The following is a 21,077-nucleotide window of genomic DNA, read 5'->3' on the forward strand; positions in this document are numbered from 1 at the left end:
ACCTTCTCATAGATTTATTAACGGTGTTATCGGCACAGGCCACAGGAACTTTACATTTGCGAAAGGGAAAAGCGCGGGGTTAAAACGCGACGTCAACAATCAGCGTATCGGTGTAGGTACCGGCGGGTGGCGTGGCCTGATTCGTCAGGACTTTGGCGGTGTAGTTATAGGTACGCAGCAGGCCGTCGGCGCTGACCAGCGAGGAGGTCGCGCTGGTCCAGCGTTCGCTGCCGCTGCTGCCCCAGCGGTTAGTCGTGGCTTCTTTATAGATGTCATAACTCAGGTAGTTACTGCCGCTCACCATCCGGCGCACGTTATTCAGCGCGTTGGCACCATTGTTAATCCCGATGGTATAGGTACTGCCTTTGGTACAGGTGACGGCAATCGCCTGCGAGACCGTGGGGAAATTTTGCACCAGCGGCGCACTGCTAAAGTTGACGTCCGGCGTGGTCATGGCGCTGCAGTCGTTGGTGACGGTCAGGTTAAGCAGAATACTGGTCGTCGCGGTTCCCGTTTGATTGATGGTGCAAATACCGAGCGCCCCCACGGAACAGACGCTGTAGTTAACGCTGAAGGTTAACTGCACCTGATACGGCCCGGCAGAGACGTTTTGTCCGGCGACGGTGCGGAAATAGAGCGGAATGTTGTACTGCTTTGACCCGAGCAATCCCAGCAAGGTATTTCCGCTCCAGGTATACGATTTACTTATCTGTACCTCACTGCTGCTCGCGCAACCCGAAAGTCCACACAGCCGGGTGGGGATCACGTCCGTGATGGCGGCATTATCGGTGCGTTTCAGGGTCGCACGACTGTTGGCCGATATCGTTGCTGCGGTGTAGTTCAGCGTCACCGAGTCGTTCGTCAGCAGGTTGAGTATCGCATCACACGCCACCACCAGCGTGCCGGTGGTCTCCACCTCCCCGGAGCCGCTCAGCGCAAACGACGTGACGCTGCCGAACGACGCATTGACCGTGCTGACGGTACAGGCCGCCCAGCTGCCGCCGGAGAGCAGCAGCAGGAGCAACATCACCCAGCGCTTCATGGCCCCTCCCGGCAGACCAGCGGGCCGTAGGTTTGCAGCCTGTGGTCCGGGTTCGCGCCGATGGTCAGCGTTGCCCTGCAGCGTTTGCCTGTCGGCGTCGTGACGTCGAGCAGATTGACGTCGCTGAGGTTTTCCAGCCAGGCAATCCCGTCATATCCCACCACCGCATTGCTGCGCGAGGCGCGTCGAACCTGGCTTCCCACCGGAATGGCCTCCCCCTGCGCGTCGTGCAGGATGACGCTCGCTACCCGCTCCTGTTCCATCGGGAAATCCACCAGATAACCGCTGTGGCGGCGGATCGCCACCCGCCGCTCGGTCTCTTTCAGCCGGGTGTCGGCAGGCAGGTTCAGGGTATTAATACTGTAGCTTGCCGGGTAATAGGCCGAGACGCCGCTCACCAGCAGATACCCGTTGCGGTTGGTTTTACCAACCGGCTGGTTTTCATAGCTGACGGGGACATCCGGCTGGCCATCGGTGCTGATGACCACAAACGCATCGTTGATTTTGTTTGCCGCAAACAGTTCGCCGTCCATCAGCACCAGGGAGCCCATCGCTTCGCTCCACCAGGTCATCATGCCCTTCTCGCCGTACCCGCCCCCCTGCAGCTCGATATTGTTATTGCGCCAGCCCACCGTTCCCTGCTGGTAGTTATTCGATCGCGACTGGTTCGCCCACGCCATATTCCAGCTGAAGCCGCCGTCGGAGGGCATCGAGTGGTTGTAGTTGATGCGCTGCGTGCTGCCTGCATCCGGGGTATTTTCCACGGTGAGCGCCGCGCTGTCGCGTTCGCCCAGCGGCACCTGGAATGACATCGCGACCGTCCAGTCGCCCCGCTGCTGGTCCCGGCTGGCGGCGAGGTAAATGCTGCTGGAGCCCCACAGATTTCGGCTCCAGGAGAGGTTAAGCAGCTCGGTTTTCTGGCTGTCAAAGCTCTCCACGCCGATCCAGGCCGCCCCGATGTTGCCGTATTCCCCCAGGTTGAAGGTCAGGGAATATTGATCGGTATTGCGGCTAAAGCTGGCGATGGGGCGGTCATTTTCGTCGTACACCGTCGGCTGGTCATACAGGGCCAGGTTACCAAAGCCGCGATCGCGGCGGGTATGCTGGGTGGCGAGGCTGAACTCGCTGGTGCTGTACTGGTAGCCCCAGTTGATTTGCCCGCCGTCATCTCCGCGCATCCGGCTCTGGCTGTACGAGGTATTCACCACGCCAAAACGCCCCAGCTTGACCACCGTCCCCGCACCAGCGAGCGCCAGTTCCTCCGCGCCTTCGGCGTGCCCCTCCAGCGTCAGCCAGTCCGTCAGGCCGTAGCGATACGATCCGCTCCCCGCCGCCGGGCCGTAGTCAAAATTCTTAATGCCGTAGTTGCGCCGCAGGCTCCCCAGGGTAACGGCCCCGTCGCTCAGCCCTTCTTTCAGCAGATCGCTGGTGACGTAAAACGGCAGCGTGGTACTCACCTGGCGCCCCAGCGCATCGGTGGTGACCAGCACCGCATCCCCGGCGCCGTTAATGTAGGGCAGGTTCGTCAGGGTGAACGGTCCGGGCTGCAGCTGCGTGGACCCGGAGCGGTAGCCGTTGATGAAGAGGTCGACCGAGGTCGGCACCGCCGCTTCACCTGAAAATTCCGGCAGCGGCCAGGTCACCAGGTCCGGACGCAGGGAGAAATCACGCCCATAGCTGATCCCGCCCATGCGGACGCTGCTGCTCCAGCTCAGGGCATCGCTGATGACATCCCCGGCGGTCCAGGTGGTGGCGTCCTCCTCGTTGGTCACCAGCAGGGTGGTGTCATAGCGGACATAGCCCTCCTGCTGACCGTCGTTGCCGGTGAAATTTTCGCGGGCGTAGCCGGTGGAGGAGAATGAACCGTTTTCATTGAAGTAGCGGAATTCATGCCAGAGCGAGGCCTGCCCGCCGACGTGCTCGGTATGGTTGGTATAAAAATCGTAATTGAGCAGCGCGCCTCTGCCATAGTGAGGCTTACTCTGCGTCGGCTGGCCGCCAAACGGGGTGACGCGGGAGGTTATCCACTCACGGGGCACGGTCAGCAGCAGACGCTGGGCGGGACTGTCGTACTCCACCCGCACCGCCGGAAGCGTGCTGAGATTGACGTCGCCGTTGGGCACATGTTCAGGCGGAAGCCCGGCGCGCAGCAAATCGGCGCTGGAGATATAGTAAGCGCCGTCGCGTTGCGTCACGGGAACCACCAGCCCGGTGTCGTAGTGGTTCAGTACCAGGGCGAGCTGGAAAACCGCCTCCCCGTTTATCGCCTGCGCTTGCGGCGGCGGCGGTAAGCTGTCATCACCCGGTTCGGCCCAGGTACTGGTACTCACGCAAAGCAGGATCATCATTGCGGGCTTCAGTTGACGGGCGTCGACTGCCATTGTGCATCCCTGGCATTAATCTGCGCGCTGATCTGGCTGGGCTGGCGGATCCCGGCCGGAATCGGCCAGCTGCGGGTGCTGCCCGGCAGCACATAGCCCAGCAGGCCATCCGCAATCATGCGCTTTTGTCCCCCCTGCTCCAGCGCCACCTGGCTGAGCCTGACGTGAACATCGCCCTGATTGCGCACTTCAATGGCAGGCTGGCCCGCCACCTGCGTGACGCGCCAGCTCAGGTTACGGGTATCCACGAGGGCATGATGCGCCCCCTCTTTTATTGTCGGGATCCCCTGTCCGTAAACGAACAGCGGTATGGAATAGCGCATCTGCAGTTTAAGGCCGATGGCGGGGTCGGCCTTCGCGTCCGGCTGGGGAATTTCATCCACGATAATGCGATAGGCTTGTTCAACGCCCATCGGAACCGTACCCTGTTTGATCAGGCGGATCAGCTGTTTACTGCCTTTGCCGATGGTGACGATGGGCGGGCTGGCGACCACGTCCTGCTGGGCGGTATAGCGCTCAAAGCCCCCCTCCTGCTTCCAGCGCACAATGCGCACCTGCATCGTTGTGGCACTGTTTCCCTGATTCTGGATCCACAATTCAGTCGCTTTGCTGTCGGCCGACAGCCACGGATCGATGGGCCATAACAGAATGGTCGCCGCCGCCTGCGCCTGTCCTGCCGCCATGGCGGTCACGCCCAACATACTCACCAGGTACCAATGCCTGAATAGTGGCTTCATCGAATGTTCTCCCTTTTTCACCATGACAAGGTCACGGTGAGCTGATCGGAATAGGTGCCTGCCGGGCTAAATCCCGTCAGCAGCGCTACGCCAAAAAGTGGTAGTGCAATATTGTTGCTGTTGGTGTAGGTCACCGGGATGGCCTGGTTGACCCCAATCTCACTGTTCGCCGCCAGTGAACTGCTGCTGTAAAGCCGGTAGCCCACCACGTCGGTGCCGCCTGAACGCGTCATGCGGCGCACCGAGGCGTAGTTTTGCCCGCCGTTGATGCTCATGCTCAGCGCCACGCCCGGCGTGCAGGCGATGGACAGCGCCCCGTTGGGCACAAAGCTGGTGCTGACCGGGGCACTCTCCACGCCGGTATGGGTCCCAAAATCCAGCGTCCCGAAGATCCCGCCGGTCCCCGTCGTGACAGAACATCCCGGCACGACGGTCGCGCTCACCTTAAACGACTGCGACGTCACCGCGCCGGCCCCGGAAACCAGGGTCAGCCCCAGCGCTAGCGCAAAAAAAGGCTGCACAATCCCCTCTGCGCAAGCGCGCAGACTTAAAAAGGAGGCCTTCATGGCTGGAGCTAGTAGGTGACGCTGACGTTGATCGTGTCGGTATAAGTGCCCGGCACCACCGTGACGCTGTTACCGCCGCCGGTGATGCGCCCGTAAAGGGTGTAGCTGTTGACCCCGCCCGCCGTCGACGCGACCGGCAGCGCCGCGTTGTTGGCGATGACGTTGTTAAATCCGCTGTCGCTGTACAGACTGTAAGCCACGCCCTGCGCCGCATTGGCGGTATTGATCAGATAGCGCGCAGGCGTGCCCGGCGTGCCGACCACGGTACCGGGTGCGGTGGAGTTAGTGTTGCCGGTGATCGCCACCGTATAGCTGGCGGTGGTGCACTGAATGGTGAACGTATTCCCGCCGCTGGCGCCGGTGAGCTGGGTGGTCAGCGTGGAAAACGTGGCGGGATGGGTACCAAAATCGAGTGTCCCGAAGTTAATACCGTTTTGCGTGGGCGATCCGTTAATCAGACACCCGTTTGTGAGGGTCAGCGTCGCACCGATGGTGCCGCTGCTGGTCACGGCCAGCGCAGGATGTACCGTTGTCGCCGCCAGTAACGCGCCAGCGCAGATTAAAAGGCGTTTTCTTTTCATTTTCCACCCTCCGGAAGTCAAACGCGTTCCCTTGCCACATTTTATTTATGCTGTTCAAGATGTTAGCCCCGCTTAAGGTTCCTCTGAGAGGGGTTAATGAGAATTTAGTTTACGGATATCGCTTCCACCACCCGCCCCAAAACGCATAATCCTTGTGTCCTATTGACTTAATATTCTTATAAATAACAATGAATTACAATTATTTTGGCCGCATTTTTATTTTTTCAGAAGAGAATATATCCCTTATAATGTGATCACCATCACAATATATCGTTATGCCACCAACAACAAAATCAATAAAACTTAAAAACTTGTTGTAACCCCCTACGCTTTGCGTCAATTTATGTGCCGAATATTTTCCCGCGCAGTAATAAAAAATTTATATGTATCGGCGCGGGCGACATCTGATAGCGCATAGAGGGTCTTTTTTCGTGGCAAGTGCAAACAAACTTACACTCTTCATCGTGATATTCATGCTGGCGGGTATTCTTTCAGGGGCGGCAATTCACGAGTACGCATCTGCGGATGCCATCAAAGCCTGGTCGGATAATATTACCCTTCTGACCGATATTTTCCTCCGTCTGATCAAAATGGTTATTGCGCCGCTGGTCTTCAGCACGCTGACCGTAGGCATTATGAAGCTGGGAGAAACCTCCACCATAGGCCGGGTGGGCGGAAAAGCGATGGTATGGTTCATCAGTTCATCCGTGCTTTCTATTCTGGTCGGACTGTTTATCGTCACGCTGGAGCGTCCGGGAAGCGGCCTGAACCTGACTATTCCAACCGAGGCGGTGGATACCGGTCTGGCCGTGGGCGGGATGACGCTGAAAGCGTTCCTGTCTCACACCATTCCCACCAGCATCGCGGGGGCGATGTCGAACAATGAGATCCTGCAGATAGTGGTGTTCTCGATGTTCTTCGGCATCGGCGGCGCGTCGCTGGGGCAGAAATTCAACGCGCCGCTGGTGGCCGCACTGGATGTGGTTTCCCATATCATGCTGAAGGTAACGGGTTACGTGATGTACGTTGCGCCACTGGCCATCTTCGCGGCGATCTCCTCCGTCATTGCCACGCAGGGTCTGGGCATCCTGTTGAACTACGCCTCCTTTATTGGCGGCTACTACGTCGCCATTCTTCTCACCTGCATGGTGCTGCTGGCCGTGGGTTACATGGTGCTGAAAAAAGAGGTGTTTCGCCTGGTCAGCATGCTGAAAGATCCGGTGCTGGTCGCATTCACCACCAGCAGTTCTGAAGCGGCCTACCCTAAAACGCTGGAGCAGCTGGAGCGCTTTGGCTGCTCGCGCAATATCGCCTCTTTCGTTCTGCCGATTGGCTACTCCTTCAACCTCGTGGGGTCGATGGTGTACTGCTCGTTTGCCTCGATGTTTATTGCGCAGGCGTACAACATTCACCTGAGCTTCTCTGAGGTAACGGTGCTGATGCTGACCCTGATGCTGGCGTCAAAAGGCATTGCGGGCGTGCCGCGTTCTTCGCTGGTGGTGCTGGCCGCAACGATCCCGAGCTTTAACATTCCGGTGGCGGGGATCCTGCTGCTGATGGGGATCGACCACTTCCTGGATATGGGGCGTTCCGCGATTAACGTGCTGGGGAACGGGATTGCGACGGCGATGCTCTCGCAGAATGAAGGTGCGCGGGAAGCTGAAGCTGAACTGGTAAAGCAGGAAGCGTAATGGCATGAAAAAGGGTGAGGCCTGATGCCCTCACCCCAGCCCTCTCCCTGTGGGAGAGGGAGCAAACACTAAAAACGGCAACCTGGGTTGCCGTTTTGCATTTACCTACGCTACATGATTCGCCGCGATATCCAGCAGCGCCATCTCTTCGCTGTTCAGCAGCTTTTCGATGTTCACCAGAATCAGCATACGCTCGCCGAGCGCCCCCAGGCCGGTCAGGTATTCGGTCGACAGCGTGACCGCAAACTCCGGCGCAGGACGAATCTGGTCAGAGGTCAGGGAAAGCACGTCAGATACGCCATCCACCACGATACCCACCACGCGCTGTCCCAGGTTCAGGACGATCACCACGGTATTGTCGTTGTAGTCAACGTCGCCCTGGCTGAACTTCACGCGCAGATCCACGATTGGCACAATCACGCCGCGCAGGTTGGTGACGCCTTTAATAAACGCTGGCGTGTTAGCGATGCGGGTAACCTGGTCGTAACCACGAATTTCCTGCACTTTCAGGATATCGATGCCGTACTCCTCATCGCCCAAAGTGAATACCAGGAACTCCTGCCCTGATGGCTCGCCCGCCAGTTTCGTTACATTACTCATACCGGTCATGTTATTACCTTCTACTTAATCAGGCGGCTGTGTACGCCACACGTTGTTCACGATTTAATCCCTGAAGCGCCGACACGTCGACGATCAGCGCCACGCTACCATCCCCCAGAATGGTGGCAGCAGAAATACCCGGCACCTTGCGGTAGTTGCTTTCGAGGTTCTTCACCACCACCTGGTGCTGACCAATCAGCTGATCGACCAGCAGCGCGTAGCGACGGCCCGCGCTTTGCAGGATCACCACGATACCCTGCGTGGCCTCGGTCTTCGCCCCGTCCACTTCGAACACTTTCCACAGCTCGACCAGCGGCAGGTACTCACCGCGCACTTCGAGAACGCGCTCGCCGCCCGCCAGCGGATGCAGATCTTCTTCACGCGGCTGGAGGGATTCCATCACCGCGTTCAGCGGCAGAATGAAGACTTCGTCCGCGACTTTGACCGACATGCCGTCGAGGATCGCCAGCGTCAGCGGGAGCAGGATGCGGATGGTGGTGCCGGAGCCCTGTTTAGACTGGATCTCAACGTGGCCGCCCATCTCCTGAATGTTACGTTTCACCACGTCCATGCCGACGCCGCGTCCGGAAACGTCCGTCACCTGCTCGGCGGTCGAGAAGCCCGGCGCGAAGATCAGCATGCCCACTTCTTCGTCGGTCATGTTTTCATTCACCGCCATCCCCTGTGAAATGGCTTTCGCCAGGATGCGCTCGCGGTTAAGGCCCGCGCCGTCGTCGGTCACTTCGATGCAGATGTTCCCGCCCTGATGTTCCGCAGAGAGGATGAGATTCCCGACCGGAGATTTCCCGGCGGCAATGCGGTTTTCCGGCAGTTCAATACCGTGGTCGAGGCTGTTACGCACCAGGTGCGTTAACGGGTCGATGATGCGCTCGATCAGGCTCTTATCCAGCTCCGTTGAGCTGCCCATCAGGGTCAGTTCAATCTGCTTATTTAGCTTGCTGGCAAGGTCGCGCACCAGGCGCGGGAAGCGGCTGAAGACATATTCCATCGGCATCATGCGGATGGACATCACCGATTCCTGCAGGTCGCGGGCGTTACGCTGCAGCTGGCCCATGCTGGTGATCAGATCGCCGTGCGTGACCGGGTCCAGTTCGTTAGAACGCTGCGCCAGCATGGACTGGGTGATCACCAGTTCGCCAACCAGGTTAATCAGCTGGTCAACCTTCTCAACGGCGACACGGATGCTGGTGGACTCACTGGAGCGCGCGGCCGGTTTTTCACCACGGCCAGGCGCCGCGGCCTCTTTTGGCACCGCCTTCAGCACCGGGGCCGCTGGGGCCACAGCCGGTGCGGCGGCCTGGGCAACGACGGCAACCTCTTCTTCTGCAGCCGGAGCTGCTACCGCGGCGGCTTCCGTTTCGAAGGCGATCTGGTCGGCTTCAATGACAAAGCACAGCACCGCCACGATATCGTCCTGACTGATACCGTCATCGAGGGTCGCCGCGAGGCTGTCTTTGCCTTTCACTACGTTACTTAATTTCGCCAGGTTACCCAGCTCTTCTTCCAGCAGGTTAACTTCGCTCTCTTTCAGGCGTGACAGCACAACGCGCAGCTTGCCCGCTTGCGCGGCGGCTGGCGCGGCCTCTTCAGCAGCAACCGCATCGACAACGCTCAGCTTTGCCGCAGGGACAACGGCTGCAGCGACCTCACCTTTTGCTTCCAGGGCGAGCTGGCGCAGCGCATTGCAGATGTATTCAAAGCTGGCGGCATCAGGCTCTGCCGAACTTTTATAGGCGTCGAGCTGTTCCTGCATAATATCTTTGGTTTCCAAAAACAGGTTGATAATGTCGGTATTGAGCTGCATCTCACCGCGTCGTGCTTCATCAAGCAGGTTTTCCATTAAATGGGTCGTTTCCTGCAGGATGGTAAATCCAAACGTTCCGGCTCCGCCTTTAATAGAATGCGCCGCGCGGAAGATGGCATTGAGCTGCTCGGAGTCCGGTGCTTCGGGCACCAGATCGAGCAAATGTTGCTCCATATCCGCCAACAGTTCGTCGGCTTCATCAAAGAATGTCTGGTAAAAATCGCTAATATCCATGCTCACGCTATCACCTCGGATTGGCTGGTGGCGATGTTGGAACGGCAGCCGCAGGGACGGCCCCGGGCTGTTTTAAATCGTCCAGTGACTCATTCTGACTTTCGGCGTTTTCGTGCAGGATGGCCTGCTCCGCCTGCTGGTTCAGCACTAAAAGACTGATACGACGGTTGATGGCGTCATCCGGCCCGCGGTCGGAGACCCGCATGGTTGCTGCCATGCCGACCACGCGCAGTACCTTGCCATCATCAAGCCCACCTGCCACCAGCTCGCGACGCGAGGCGTTGGCACGATCGGCAGAAAGCTCCCAGTTGCTGTATCCCTTCTCCCCACTGGCGTACGGGAAGTCATCCGTGTGGCCCGAAAGGCTGATTCGGTTAGGAATGCCGTTCAGCACCGGCGCAATGGCGCGTAAAATATCGCGCATGTACGGCTCAACTTCCGCACTCCCGGTTTTAAACATCGGGCGGTTCTGGCTGTCGATAATCTGAATACGCAGCCCTTCCTGGACCAGATCGATTTTCAGGTGCGGCCGCAGCGCGCGCAGTTTAGGATCCGCTTCAATCAGCTGGTCGAGATCGCCACGCAGTTTTTTCAGACGCGCCTGCTCCATCTTGCGTTTCAGCTCGTCGATGTTCGGCTCTTTTTTCACCTCACCCTTCTGCTGGGTGTAATCATCGCCGCCGCCAGGGATCGGGCTTTCGCTGTTAGAGATACGCGGCCCACCGGTCACCGCCGTCGCCAGCGGGGTACGGAAATATTCGGCAATCTGGATAAGCTCCTTCGGGCTGGAGATGGAGATCAGCCACATCACCAGAAAGAACGCCATCATTGCGGTCATAAAGTCGGCGTACGCGATTTTCCAGGAACCGTGGGAACCGTGCCCGCCGCCCTTGTGCTTGCGTTTTTTGACAATGACGATCGGATGGGACTGGTTTTTCATGCGTCCTCAGTTGTCGTCTGTTGGTTTGGGTTTTTCACCGCGCGCACGTGTTCTTCAAGCTCGATAAACGACGGACGCTCGCTGGAGTAAAGCGTTTTACGGCCAAATTCAACCGCGATCGGTGGCGCGTAACCGTTGAGGTTAGAGAGCAGCGTGATCTTCACGCACTGCATCATTTTGGTGGTTTCCGCGCTTTTCTGGCGCAGCACGCTTGCCAGCGGAGAGATAAAACCATAAGCCAGCAAAATACCGAGGAAGGTACCCACCATCGCATGGGCAATTAGCGCGCCCAGTTCAGCCGCCGGGCGGTCCGCCGAGGCCAGGGCGTGTACCACCCCCATGACCGCCGCCACGATACCAAACGCCGGAAGGGAGTCGCCCACCAGCGCCAGGCTGTTGGCCGGCACTTCAGATTCGCTTTCGTGGGTTTCGATCTCTTCGTCCATCAGCGCTTCAATTTCGAAGGTATTCATATTGCCGCTGATGATGAGACGCAGGTAATCGACGATGAAATCCAGCATCATGGCGTCCGCCAGAATGCGCGGATAGCTGGCAAAAATTTCGCTCTCTTTCGGGTTTTCGATATCCCGTTCAAGCGAGAACATCCCCTGCTGACGCGACTTCGCCATCAGGCGATAGAGCAGCGCCAGCAGATCCATATACATGCTTTTGGTGTATTTCGAGCGACGGAACAGCAATGGAATTGCTTTCAACGTGCCCTTGATCGATTTACCGTTGTTGCCAACGATAAAAGCCCCTACCCCTGCGCCGCCGATGATAATAAGTTCAGCCGGTTGATAGAGTGCTCCAAGGTGCCCGCCGGTCATCATGTAACCGCCGAAAACTGTACCGAGAACTACCAGGTAACCTAATAAGATAAGCACGACATCATCCTTCCGCTAGTGACTATGGCAAGGACGTTCAGCTCGCAGCGTTTACCGTTTACGGGGTAAAAAAAAGCAGCGGTAATCGCTTACCGCTGCTGGAATCTTTCCCACACGTTCGGGTTAAACAGCTTGTTCGATCTGTTCATCCAGCAGTTGTGGAATAATATCGGCAGCATCCCGGGAAAGTTTACGTCTTTTTACTGCGCGGGATGGAGGCTGACATAAACTACAGGCGAAGCTGCCTGCAGGCTGATGAGCATGGGTAATAAAATTGCCGTCGCAGCAATTGCAGCGCGACAGTTCAAGCATTCCGCTCTCAACAAAACGCACCAGCGTCCATGCGCGGGTCAGCGCCAGCAGAGGGCCTTCTTCCTGCTGTGGGCATTGTTCAAGGTAAAGTTTGTACGCTTTGATCACGGCGTCTACGCCGCTACACAAACCGGTTTTGAGAAGATACTGCCAGGCATTACAGAACATGGAAGCGTGGATGTTCTGCTCCCAGGTCATAAACCAGTCCGTAGAAAACGGCAGCATGCCTTTCGGCGGGGGACTACCGCGTAACTCTTTATACAGTTTGATGAGGCGACCACGGCTCAGCTGAGTCTCGCTTTCCAGCATTTGTAAACGAGCACCCAGCGTAATCAGCTCCATGGCCAGCTGTATGTCACGCGCTTCCTGAACAATGCTTTTTTCGCTCATTGCTAGGCCCTTTTCTTACGGGCTGCGTCATCAGGCTGACTGATGTCGCTAAGCAAGCGAGTGGAGAGCAGGATACCGGTATGGATCTGTTGCAGATCGTCCACGCGGGATTCCTGCGTCAGACGCGTTATCGTCTGCGGATTATCAAAACGGAACTGGCACACCAGTTGATTCGTTTCCGCCAGTTTTACCATCTGCGGGAGGGTTAATCCACCCAGCATGGTTGCCATTTCTTCGTTAATACCCAGACGAAACATCGCGGACGCTTTGTCCTGACTAATTAAACGCTGCGCGAGCAGTAAATATGACAAATTGATGTCATAGATATGTTTTAGCAACTCGGATGTATGCATTGTTCCCATCCCGAATAACCAACTATTATTTTTATGCGGAAAGACCGCACCCCGTGATGTCGCCGGGAAATCACCCGGTATAAAAAAGAAAAGGCTAAATGCATAGTTGAATCTAGGTTTGTATTCATCCAAACGCGTAAGGGATGCAACGCGGTTACATCTCTTACAGGTTTTATCATTTCTTACAAATAACTAAGATTTTTCCTAATTCGACGCAAACTCTACTCGCCAGATTTGACACATACAATGCAGCCACCCTCAAATTTAAAAAAAATGTGATCCACGTCACACAATTTAAGTGAATGTTACCCATAAATCCATCAGTATGACTTCTAATTTGCTCATTTTTTAAGCAATCGGCACTGTTTTGTATTCTTAATCGACGAATACTCATGCATAAGCGTGAGAATAAGTGGCACGCAATGTGCTTTTACCCGTGCGTGCAGTATCAGCAATCGTTTACATCGCGTATGCGTCAGGGATACATTTTGATTACTTCGATAAAACATAGAGTTATGCATTTCTGGCAATAAAATTGTTTCATTGCGTGATCATTCGAAATGCGTTTATAACTTGTTAGAATGATTTAATAGTGAAAGCGAAGATTTGTGTGACTTACGTTAAGTTGTTAATTTTTTTCATTTAGGCGCATTTATCAGTTATTCTTCTTATAAGAATAATTAATGAATAATTATGATAAGCTTCACACTAATGTCGTATTCAAGTCTTGCGAAACCAGGAAATTCGCGGTAATGGTGATGAAACGCTGTCTGTCAGACATCTAAGGAGTGCGCCATGAGTTACTCCCATCTTCTTGTTTCTGTTGCCGTTTCCCCCGAAAGCCACCGGCTTGTCGCCCGGGCCGTATCCATCGCCCGGCCGCATAATGCGCGCATCAGCCTCATTACCCTCGCGGCCGAGCCCGAGATGTACAATCAGCTGGCGGCCCCGATGCTGGAAGATATTCGTGAGGTTTTGCAGGAGGAAACGCAGCAGTTTCTGCGAGAGCTTGTCGAAAAAGCAGAGTACCCCATTGATCAAACCGTTATTGCGACGGGGGAACTGAATGCCCATATTCTTGATATGTGCCGCAAGCAGAATATTGATTTAGTGATTTGCGGGAACCATAACCACAGCTTTATATCGAGGGCTACCTGCGCGGCAAAATCTATTATCGCCTCAAGCCAGGTTGACGTGCTGTTAGTGCCGCTTGGGGGGGCTTAACCCCCCCAGAGGAATATCAGGCGAGTTTAGGGAAGGTCGCGATCTTTTTTTGCAGATCGCCTTCGTGACTTTGCGGGGCTATTTCGCGTAGATCCTGAATAAAACGCGCCTGCCAGTGATTTATATCGTTATTCCGGATCGTCTCCATCATTTCGGCATGGCGGGAAATTCGCTCCGTCAGCGGCATTGTCAGCGCGCGGTTGAGGGCATTTGCCACATCATCCCGATCGTAAGGGTTAACGAGCAGCGCTGAGGTCAGTTCGTTCGCTGCCCCGGCAAACTGGGAAAGCACCAGCACGCCCGGATCCGCCGGGTCCTGAGCCGCCACGTACTCTTTTGCTACCAGGTTCATCCCGTCACGCAGCGGCGTAACCAGGCCAACGTCGGCGTAGCGGAAGACCTTCATCAGGATCTTACGGTCAAAATGCTGATTCAGATAAAAGAGCGGCGTCCAGCCCAGCTGGCCGTAGCGCCCGTTGATGCGCCCTGCTTCTGTCTCCAGCTGATGACGAATATCCTGATAGGCCTGCACTTCCCCGCGCGACGTTGGCGCGATCTGGGTATAGCGGATTTTACCGTGGTGCTGAGGGTATTTATCCAGCAGCGTTTCATACGCCAGGAAGCGTTCCGGCAACCCTTTGGAATAATCCAGACGCTCTACCGAGAAGATATTCTTCACATGCTTGAGTTCATTCTTAAGCTGGGCCAGCTTCGGCGGCAGCGGGCCCGAGGCCTGTTCCGCAATTTCGTCGGGTTCAATACCAATCGGATAGACCTCGGTGTGGAAGGTTTTTCCCCACGCCGTATGGGTTTTGCCGCCGTTGGTTACCAGGCGCGTTTTGCCTGACACGGAGTCCAGGAACGCGAGACGGTCATTTTCGGTCTGGAAGCCCAGCAGGTCATAATCACACAGCGCCTCCAGCAGTTCTTCATGCGGCGGCAGCGCGGTGAAAATTTCCGGCGTCGGGAACGGAATGTGCAGGAAGAAGCCAATCCGGTTATTGACTCCCCTTTTACGCAGCTCTCTGGCGAAGGGGAGCAGATGATAATCGTGGATCCATAAAATATCGTCTTCCTCTATTAAAGGCAGCAGTTTATCCGCCAGCAGCGCGTTCACCCGCGAGTAGCCCTCGAAGGATTCACGCTGGAATTTCACCAGGTCAAGACGATAGTGAAACGCAGGCCACAGGACCGCGTTGGAGAACTGCGAGTAATACTCGTCATAGTCTTTCTCTTTGAGCGCAAATGATGCCCACGTAATGTTCCCGCGCGTCACCTTTTTAAGCGGTTTCTCTTGTTCATTGATTTCACCGCTCCAGCCAAACCACAGCCCGCCAGCAGCTTTTAAGGCACCTAATACCCCTACCGCCAGGCCACCTGCACTGGCTTTTTTATCATCAGGCGGTGCAATTCGGTTAGAGACGACGACTAAGCGACCCATAATGGTTTCCCCCTTTGTTTTGCGCTATTTGTTGTTGTTGCTGGTTAGCGATATCAGAAATCCACTGCCAGACGGCCTCGACATTCGCCAGACGCCACTCTGCGACAGTGTCACCAGGCCCTACCTTGACGGCGATCCCTCCGGCCTGTTTCACCACGCGAAAACCGGCCTCATCGGTCAGGTCATCGCCAAAAAATACCGGTGTACGTCCCTTAAATGGCGGTTCCGCCATAAACGCCGCAATAGCGGCCCCCTTATTGATGCCCTCAGGTTTTATCTCAACGACGCACTTCCCCGGCTGCAGCGCGAGCTGCGGATGTGCATCGGCCACGCTGCGGGCAATCGCAAAGATCGCCGCTTCGTGATGCGGAGCCTGCCGATAGTGCAAGGCGAACGCCATGCCTTTCGCTTCCAGTTCCGTGCCCGGGAGCGACGCCAGCGCCGAGGAGAGTTCAGTATGTAACGCCTGAATTAAGGTATCGGGGAGTGATACAACATGCAGTTGATCATGGATATCGCGGCGCTCCGCTCCGTGTACACCGGCCAGCGGAAAGTGGTAAGGACTGGCGAGCACGTCCAGCTCGGCCATTGAGCGCCCTGAAATCAATGCCAATGCGCCCTCGTTCAGTCGAGAGAGCTGCTGCAAATTCTCTAGTACCGTATCCGGTACGACCACGTCGTCAGGATGCGGCTGGATCCCGGCGAGCGTCCCGTCGAGGTCAAAAAAGAAAGCATATTTTCCGGGCAGTACAGGCGGTGCGGTTAACAAGTCAGCCACCCTAATCCTCCTTACGGTTTACGAGAGGTAAACGCCTTTACCTCTTTCATAGCCATGTAAGTATAGACAGTGTGATGGGCCTCGCCATTTGACAACCGCCCCGCCAGCAAAACTGGCGAGGCGGTTCAGGGGTCAACTATGGTTATTAGTTGAGCAATAAAAAGTCAGCGCTGGGGTTACACGGTACGCTTCGCTTTTTGCTTGTAACGGTCGAAAATCACGGCTGCCAGCAGGATCAGGCCGCGCACGACGTACTGAGAGAACGGCGAAATATTCAACAGGTTCATGGCGTTTTCCACCGTGCCCAAAATCAGGATACCGGCCACCACATATGAGATTTTTCCGATGCCTCCCTTGAGGGAAACGCCCCCTAAAACGCACGCCGAGATGACGATCAGCTCATAACCGATAGACGTCATTGGCTGGCCGCTGGTCATACGCGACGCCAGAATAATCCCCGCCGCGGCGGAGACCAGCCCGGAGAGCACGAAGATAATAATCTTGGTGCGTACAACCGGCACCCCTGCCAGACGGGCCGCTTCTTCATTGCCGCCGATCGCCAGCGTGTTACGACCAAAGGTGGTGCGGTTCAGCAGGAAGCCGAACAGGATCAGGCAGGCCACGGTGAGCCAGATAGGCGCAGGCAGGCCCAGCCAGTTGGCGTAGCCCAGCGTAAAGAAGCGCTCGTCTTCAATCCCTACCGCTTTACCGTCGGAGATGATATAGGCCAGACCGCGGACTATCTGCATCGTTGCAAGCGTGGTAATCAGGGCATTAATCTTCAGGCGTGCGATAACAAAACCGTTCACCAGACCGCTGATCACGCCGAGCAACAGACCGGCAAAAACGCCAATCCACAGGCTTTCCGTCATGTTGATCACCACCGCCGTGGTGACGCCCGCGCAGGCGATAACCGAGGCCACCGACAGGTCGAAATCACCGGAGGCCAGACAGAAGAGCATGCCACAGGCCACCATGCCGGACATGGAAATCGCCAGTCCCAGCCCTTTCATATTAATGAAGGTGGCAAAATTAGGGACGAAGATTGCACAGGCGATGAAGAGTGCGGCAAAGACCACCAGCATGCCGTACTGATCCCAGATGCGTCCAAAACTAAAAGCCGACTTCGGCGCTCCGGATGTAGTAACAGAGGACATCATTAACTCCTTACTCAGGCGACAGCCTGGCTGACTTTAGGCATGGCGAGGTTCAACGCCTGTTGTTCATTCGCCTGTTCATGAAGTAATTCACCGGCGATTTCGCCTTCGCGCATCACTACAATGCGGTCAGCAACGCCAAGCACCTCAGGCAGATCGCTGGAGGCGAACAGCACCGCCACGCCGCGTTTTGCCAGTTCATATATCACGTTGTAAATCTCGTGTTTTGCGCCCACGTCGATACCGCGCGTCGGCTCGTCCAGCAGAATGACCTTCATGTCCTCCGACAGCCAGCGGCCTAGAATGGCCTTCTGCTGGTTTCCTCCTGACAGATTCATAATCAGCTGTTCTGGTCCCGGCGTTTTGATATTCAGCGAGCGAATATGATGGTCGGCGTTGCTCGACTCCCAGCCGTCGTTAATCAGGCAACCCGCGCGGATAAATTTACGCCGGGCGGAAATGTTGATGTTGTCGCGCACCGAATGCACCGGAATGATCCCCTCCGCCTTGCGGTCTTCCGGGCAGAGCATCATCCCGGCCCTGATTGCGTGGGCGGGTTTCTGGATATCCACCTGCTCGCCGTCAATGGAGACCTGCCCTGCGGTAATACGTGTACCGCCGAACAGCCCTTTCATCAGCTCGCTGCGCCCCGCCCCAACAAGGCCAAACAGACCGACGATCTCACCGCTGCGTACGGATAACGAAACCGGCGTTCGCACGCCCGGCGCTTTGACGTTGTCCAGACGCAGGCGCTCGGGGCCGTACTCGCGCGGTTTCCAGTGATAGATATCGCCCAGATCGCGCCCGACCATCGCCTGAACAAGCTGGTCATGGTTAACCTGCTGCATATCGGTAAAGGTGCGCACATAGCGCCCATCCTTAAATACGGTGATGGCATCGCTCAGGGCAAATATCTCCTCCATGCGGTGCGAGACGTACAAAATGGTGCGGCCTTCCTGCCGCAGCTCGCGGATCACGCGGAACAGGTTTTCGATTTCACGCGCGGAGAGCGAACTGGTGGGTTCATCAAAGGCAATAACCCTGGCGTTACGCGCCAGCGCCTTGGCAATTTCAACCATCTGCCACTGGCCGATGGAGAGGTATTTCAGCGGGGTCTGGGGATCGACGTCCAGACCAAGATGCTTAAGCTGCAGCCCCGCTTCATAATTAAGTAGCGAACGATTCACCACGCCGCTTTTGTGCGGAAGCTGGCCTAAATAGATGTTTTCGGCCACGGTCATCTCAGGGATGAGGTGCAGTTCCTGATAGATAATGGCGACACCGGCGTTTAGCGCCGCTGTGGTATCGGCAAAGGCCACCTCTTCACCGCGAATGGCCAGCGTGCCGGTTGTTGGCGCGTAGTTACCGCTGAGGATTTTTAGCAGCGTGGATTTCCCCGCTCCGTTTTCCCCCATCAGGGCATGAACCTGGCCGGCATAGCAGTCGAAGCTGATATCGGTCAGCGCGTTAACACCGGGAAACGTTTTCCCGATGCCGCGAAAAGAGAGATACGGATTAGACTGTTGCATAACGACTCCGTGATTCCTGTAGTGTGTACGTCTGGCCCCTTACGGCGAGTAAGGGGCACAATCACAGCGTATTACTTACCGCCCAGTCCCTTTTTCGCCAGCTCCTCTTTGAAGTTGTCGCGGGTAATCAGCACCACGTCGGTCACTTCGGTAAATTTCGGCGGTTCAGCCCCTTTGGTTACCCAGTTGTAGAGCATTTCACTGGATTTGTAGCCGTGAACGTCCGGGCTTGGCAGCAGAGAGCCGTAGAAGCCGGTGGCCTGCGCTTTGGACAGCTCGCTCACCGCATCCACGCCGTTGATGCCGATCCCGATAACGTCAGGCGCCTTGAAGCCCTGACCTTCCGTCGCGCGCACGCCGCCCAGCACGGTGTTGTCGTTCATGCCGACCACCAGCCAGTGCTTCACTTCCGGGTGCTGGACCAGCATAGAGTTCGCCGCGTCAAAGGCGCCCGGGATGTCGTTAGATTTGGTTGGCACTTTATAGATCTGTTTTTCAGGGAAGCCGGCCGCTTTCAGCGCGTCCATTGATCCGGTCGTACGACGACGCGCCGTGTCCAGCTCGTCTGCGGTGATGGCCATGACGGCGGTCTCTTTCACATCCCAGCCGCGTTTCTGCATCTCTTTATAAAGCTCCTGCCCCTGACGTTCACCGATTTTGGTCGCCGCCATCATGACCAGCGGAACGCTGTCCATCGGTTTGCCTTTGGCGTTAACGAACTGATCGTCAACCGCAATAACCTTCATGTCGTAACCGCGGGCTTTCGCCGCAATTGCCGATCCGAGTTTTGGATCCGGAGTGCAGATAACAAAGCCTTTCGCGCCGCTGGCCGCCAGGCTGTCGATGGCGTTCAGGGTTTTTTCACCGTCCGGCACGGCGATTTTAATCACTTCAAAACCTAAATCTTTTCCGGCTTTATCAGCGAATTTCCATTCGGTCTGGAACCAGGGTTCTTCCGGCTGTTTTACCAAAAAACCGAGTTTTAAATTCTCAGCGATAGCGGATTGTGACATAACGGCAGCCAGACCGATGGCCGCCAGCGCTTTAGTAAATTTGTGCATGGTAAACTCCAGCTTTAGCATTCTTTTCTGTAGGGAAGATTTGCGTGCTTCTTATTTAATCGGACTTAAAACAAGGCATTAGCGCTTACCTCGTCATAAGCGTTATTGCTGGTGATAGTTTTAGCGGGAAATTAATCATCCATAAGAGAGCCCCATCACACCGCAGAATTACAGTAATTGCGTACATAAATTCAGCGAAAAATGACATAAAAAAGGCAGGAATTGTCTGACAAATGAAAGCAGGGTAAGCAGAATTATCCATAAGATTAGCTAAGAAATCCCTGATGCCTTACGGCGGATGTCGCTGCAGCTCTCCCCTGACGGGGATCCATGCTTTTTATCAAAAAAACGAACGCGTCATGAAAAGGCGTTATTCCGCTAAAATTGACTTAGCGCAAATTCAGCAACGCATCATATATTTGAAATGAATAATCTGTATTTATTTTTCTTACAGAGCATTATTCCGGCTAAATGTTCACGAAAGTAAATCAGTATCCCTCGAAAGACTCTTAACTTTTAATATCAAGAGGTTAAGAAAATCCCCTTTGATGACTATATATTTGCATTTTTGTACTATATTAAACTTTGTAATGTATGGTAAACACAGCCTAATTAAGAGTTTTCTTAATCATAAGACAAAGGTATGCTTATTTATATCGAACACAGGAAGTGAATTTTCGATCGATTTTAGTCACTGCAAAAATTGCAATTCTGTTTTTCTTCGTATTTGCCTGGCTGTCAGGTTAAGCAGCGGACATCACGTCCCACAGTCTATAAGGATATGAGTATGGCTACCCAAACGATGATGCAAAAACTTAACGCGCAGATGAACCTTGAGTTCTACGCCTCGAACCTGCACCTTCACTTAAGTGCATGGTGTTCTGAAAAAAGTCTCACGGGCTCTGCCACGTTCTTTCGTTCACAGGCACAAAGCAACGTCACCCATATGATGCGCGTCTTTAACTTCCTGAAGGCCGCGGGGGCTAACCCGGTTGTTAAAGCCCTTGATGGGATCAACGAAAATTACTCTTCTCTGGAAGAACTGTTCCAGAAAACGCTGGAAGAGCATGAGCAGCGCTGTACGACGCTCAACAAGCTGGCCGATGAAGCCAGAGCACAGCATGACATCATCACTCTTAAATTTTTACGCGATATGGATAAAGAACAGCAGCAGGACGGTATGCTGCTGAAAACGCTGGCAGATGAGATCCACAATGCGCGCCAGGCCGGTTTACGCCCGGAGCAAGCCGACCGCCACCTGCTCGATCTTGTGACGGTGCAGCACCACTAAGCGTTTAACCTGCCTTGGCCCTGGTTCAGGGGGGCAGGTTCCTTCTTATTTCCCCAACCC

The 21,077-nt window shown here is 55.4% G+C and carries 19 protein-coding genes; 3 read left to right on the forward strand and 16 right to left on the reverse strand.

Features of this window, described 5'->3' with window-relative positions; genetic code table 11:
• Positions 1–79: 79 nt before the first annotated feature.
• The 5 genes from INF77_RS17830 to INF77_RS17850 are packed head-to-tail and all read right to left on the reverse strand — an operon-like array spanning position 80 to position 5,307.
• Positions 80–1,042, reverse strand: a complete 963-nt coding sequence (locus INF77_RS17830) for a spore coat U domain-containing protein (protein WP_045260325.1) — start codon at positions 1,040–1,042, stop codon at positions 80–82.
• Positions 1,039–3,423: a fimbria/pilus outer membrane usher protein gene (locus INF77_RS17835; protein ID WP_045260326.1), complete on the reverse strand. Its 2,385-nt coding sequence runs from the start codon at positions 3,421–3,423 to the stop codon at positions 1,039–1,041. The genes INF77_RS17830 and INF77_RS17835 overlap by 4 nt, the downstream gene beginning before the upstream one ends.
• Entirely contained in the window at positions 3,399–4,160 is a 762-nt protein-coding gene (locus tag INF77_RS17840; protein ID WP_045260435.1) for a molecular chaperone, read from the reverse strand. The genes INF77_RS17835 and INF77_RS17840 overlap by 25 nt, the downstream gene beginning before the upstream one ends.
• Before the next feature lie 17 nt (positions 4,161–4,177).
• Positions 4,178–4,726, reverse strand: coding sequence for a spore coat U domain-containing protein (locus INF77_RS17845; RefSeq protein ID WP_028013649.1), 549 nt, complete (start codon positions 4,724–4,726; stop codon positions 4,178–4,180).
• Between the two features lie 8 nt (positions 4,727–4,734).
• The gene (locus tag INF77_RS17850) at positions 4,735–5,307 is read right to left on the reverse strand and encodes a spore coat protein U domain-containing protein (protein WP_028013650.1); all 573 of its coding nucleotides are present in this window, start codon (positions 5,305–5,307) and stop codon (positions 4,735–4,737) included.
• A 431-nt stretch (positions 5,308–5,738) separates the two neighbouring features.
• On the opposite strand from INF77_RS17850, the gene INF77_RS17855 reads away from it, so the two are divergent.
• The gene (locus INF77_RS17855) at positions 5,739–6,998 is read left to right on the forward strand and encodes a dicarboxylate/amino acid:cation symporter (protein ID WP_028013651.1); all 1,260 of its coding nucleotides are present in this window, start codon (positions 5,739–5,741) and stop codon (positions 6,996–6,998) included.
• Between the two features lie 105 nt (positions 6,999–7,103).
• Here the strand turns inward: INF77_RS17855 and cheW are convergent, their stop codons facing one another.
• The 6 genes from cheW to flhD all read right to left on the reverse strand — a co-directional run bounded on the left by cheW (position 7,104) and on the right by flhD (position 12,536).
• Positions 7,104–7,607, reverse strand: a complete 504-nt coding sequence (gene cheW, locus INF77_RS17860; RefSeq protein ID WP_014884351.1) for a chemotaxis protein CheW — start codon at positions 7,605–7,607, stop codon at positions 7,104–7,106.
• 19 nt (positions 7,608–7,626) lie between these two features.
• Positions 7,627–9,663, reverse strand: coding sequence for a chemotaxis protein CheA (cheA, locus tag INF77_RS17865; protein ID WP_028013652.1), 2,037 nt, complete (start codon positions 9,661–9,663; stop codon positions 7,627–7,629).
• Positions 9,664–9,667: 4 nt separating this feature from the next.
• A complete protein-coding gene (gene motB, locus INF77_RS17870) occupies positions 9,668–10,597 on the reverse strand; it encodes a flagellar motor protein MotB (RefSeq protein ID WP_028013653.1) in 930 nt (309 codons plus the stop codon).
• Positions 10,594–11,481: a flagellar motor stator protein MotA gene (gene motA, locus INF77_RS17875; protein ID WP_008500417.1), complete on the reverse strand. Its 888-nt coding sequence runs from the start codon at positions 11,479–11,481 to the stop codon at positions 10,594–10,596. The genes motB and motA overlap by 4 nt, the downstream gene beginning before the upstream one ends.
• A 123-nt stretch (positions 11,482–11,604) precedes the next feature.
• A complete protein-coding gene (flhC, locus tag INF77_RS17880) occupies positions 11,605–12,183 on the reverse strand; it encodes a flagellar transcriptional regulator FlhC (protein ID WP_013096051.1) in 579 nt (192 codons plus the stop codon).
• Between the two features lie 2 nt (positions 12,184–12,185).
• The gene (flhD, locus tag INF77_RS17885) at positions 12,186–12,536 is read right to left on the reverse strand and encodes a flagellar transcriptional regulator FlhD (RefSeq protein ID WP_028013654.1); all 351 of its coding nucleotides are present in this window, start codon (positions 12,534–12,536) and stop codon (positions 12,186–12,188) included.
• 795 nt (positions 12,537–13,331) lie between these two features.
• On the opposite strand from flhD, the gene uspC reads away from it, so the two are divergent.
• Positions 13,332–13,760, forward strand: a complete 429-nt coding sequence (uspC, locus tag INF77_RS17890) for a universal stress protein UspC (protein ID WP_150144178.1) — start codon at positions 13,332–13,334, stop codon at positions 13,758–13,760.
• A 16-nt stretch (positions 13,761–13,776) separates the two neighbouring features.
• On the opposite strand, the gene otsA is transcribed toward uspC, so the two are convergent.
• From otsA to araF, 5 genes are all read right to left on the reverse strand, one after another.
• Positions 13,777–15,201, reverse strand: a complete 1,425-nt coding sequence (gene otsA, locus INF77_RS17895; RefSeq protein ID WP_028013656.1) for an alpha,alpha-trehalose-phosphate synthase — start codon at positions 15,199–15,201, stop codon at positions 13,777–13,779.
• Positions 15,176–15,979: a trehalose-phosphatase gene (gene otsB / locus INF77_RS17900; protein WP_028013657.1), complete on the reverse strand. Its 804-nt coding sequence runs from the start codon at positions 15,977–15,979 to the stop codon at positions 15,176–15,178. Before otsB ends, otsA begins: the two co-directional genes overlap by 26 nt.
• A gap of 176 nt (positions 15,980–16,155) precedes the next feature.
• A complete protein-coding gene (gene araH, locus INF77_RS17905; RefSeq protein WP_032644894.1) occupies positions 16,156–17,136 on the reverse strand; it encodes an arabinose ABC transporter permease AraH in 981 nt (326 codons plus the stop codon).
• A gap of 14 nt (positions 17,137–17,150) precedes the next feature.
• Positions 17,151–18,665: an L-arabinose ABC transporter ATP-binding protein AraG gene (gene araG / locus INF77_RS17910; RefSeq protein WP_028013659.1), complete on the reverse strand. Its 1,515-nt coding sequence runs from the start codon at positions 18,663–18,665 to the stop codon at positions 17,151–17,153.
• Between the two features lie 71 nt (positions 18,666–18,736).
• On the reverse strand, positions 18,737–19,726 hold the full coding sequence (gene araF / locus INF77_RS17915; protein WP_008500409.1) for an arabinose ABC transporter substrate-binding protein AraF: 990 nt from the start codon (positions 19,724–19,726) through the stop codon (positions 18,737–18,739).
• A gap of 787 nt (positions 19,727–20,513) precedes the next feature.
• Between araF and INF77_RS17920 the strand changes: the two genes are divergently transcribed.
• Positions 20,514–21,017, forward strand: coding sequence for a non-heme ferritin-like protein (locus INF77_RS17920; protein ID WP_028013660.1), 504 nt, complete (start codon positions 20,514–20,516; stop codon positions 21,015–21,017).
• Positions 21,018–21,077: the final 60 nt, after the last annotated feature.

It is taken from the genome of Enterobacter cloacae complex sp. P1B (assembly GCF_014982345.1).
GTDB classification, from domain to species: domain Bacteria; phylum Pseudomonadota; class Gammaproteobacteria; order Enterobacterales; family Enterobacteriaceae; genus Enterobacter; species Enterobacter bugandensis.

What these genes read in the sequence shown, in the direction of transcription:
- INF77_RS17835 (WP_045260326.1), bottom strand. Translation starts at nt 3,423, where the DNA reads ATGGCAGTCGACGCCCGTCAACTGAAGCCCGCAATGATGATCCTGCTT.
- INF77_RS17920 (WP_028013660.1), top strand. Translation starts at nt 20,514, where the DNA reads ATGGCTACCCAAACGATGATGCAAAAACTTAACGCGCAGATGAACCTT.
- araH (WP_032644894.1), bottom strand. Translation starts at nt 17,136, where the DNA reads ATGTCCTCTGTTACTACATCCGGAGCGCCGAAGTCGGCTTTTAGTTTT.
- motB (WP_028013653.1), bottom strand. Translation starts at nt 10,597, where the DNA reads ATGAAAAACCAGTCCCATCCGATCGTCATTGTCAAAAAACGCAAGCAC.
- INF77_RS17830 (WP_045260325.1), bottom strand. Translation starts at nt 1,042, where the DNA reads ATGAAGCGCTGGGTGATGTTGCTCCTGCTGCTGCTCTCCGGCGGCAGC.
- flhD (WP_028013654.1), bottom strand. Translation starts at nt 12,536, where the DNA reads ATGCATACATCCGAGTTGCTAAAACATATCTATGACATCAATTTGTCA.
- araG (WP_028013659.1), bottom strand. Translation starts at nt 18,665, where the DNA reads ATGCAACAGTCTAATCCGTATCTCTCTTTTCGCGGCATCGGGAAAACG.
- araF (WP_008500409.1), bottom strand. Translation starts at nt 19,726, where the DNA reads ATGCACAAATTTACTAAAGCGCTGGCGGCCATCGGTCTGGCTGCCGTT.
- INF77_RS17845 (WP_028013649.1), bottom strand. Translation starts at nt 4,726, where the DNA reads ATGAAGGCCTCCTTTTTAAGTCTGCGCGCTTGCGCAGAGGGGATTGTG.
- uspC (WP_150144178.1), top strand. Translation starts at nt 13,332, where the DNA reads ATGAGTTACTCCCATCTTCTTGTTTCTGTTGCCGTTTCCCCCGAAAGC.
- INF77_RS17840 (WP_045260435.1), bottom strand. Translation starts at nt 4,160, where the DNA reads ATGAAGCCACTATTCAGGCATTGGTACCTGGTGAGTATGTTGGGCGTG.
- cheW (WP_014884351.1), bottom strand. Translation starts at nt 7,607, where the DNA reads ATGACCGGTATGAGTAATGTAACGAAACTGGCGGGCGAGCCATCAGGG.
- flhC (WP_013096051.1), bottom strand. Translation starts at nt 12,183, where the DNA reads ATGAGCGAAAAAAGCATTGTTCAGGAAGCGCGTGACATACAGCTGGCC.
- INF77_RS17850 (WP_028013650.1), bottom strand. Translation starts at nt 5,307, where the DNA reads ATGAAAAGAAAACGCCTTTTAATCTGCGCTGGCGCGTTACTGGCGGCG.
- otsA (WP_028013656.1), bottom strand. Translation starts at nt 15,201, where the DNA reads ATGGGTCGCTTAGTCGTCGTCTCTAACCGAATTGCACCGCCTGATGAT.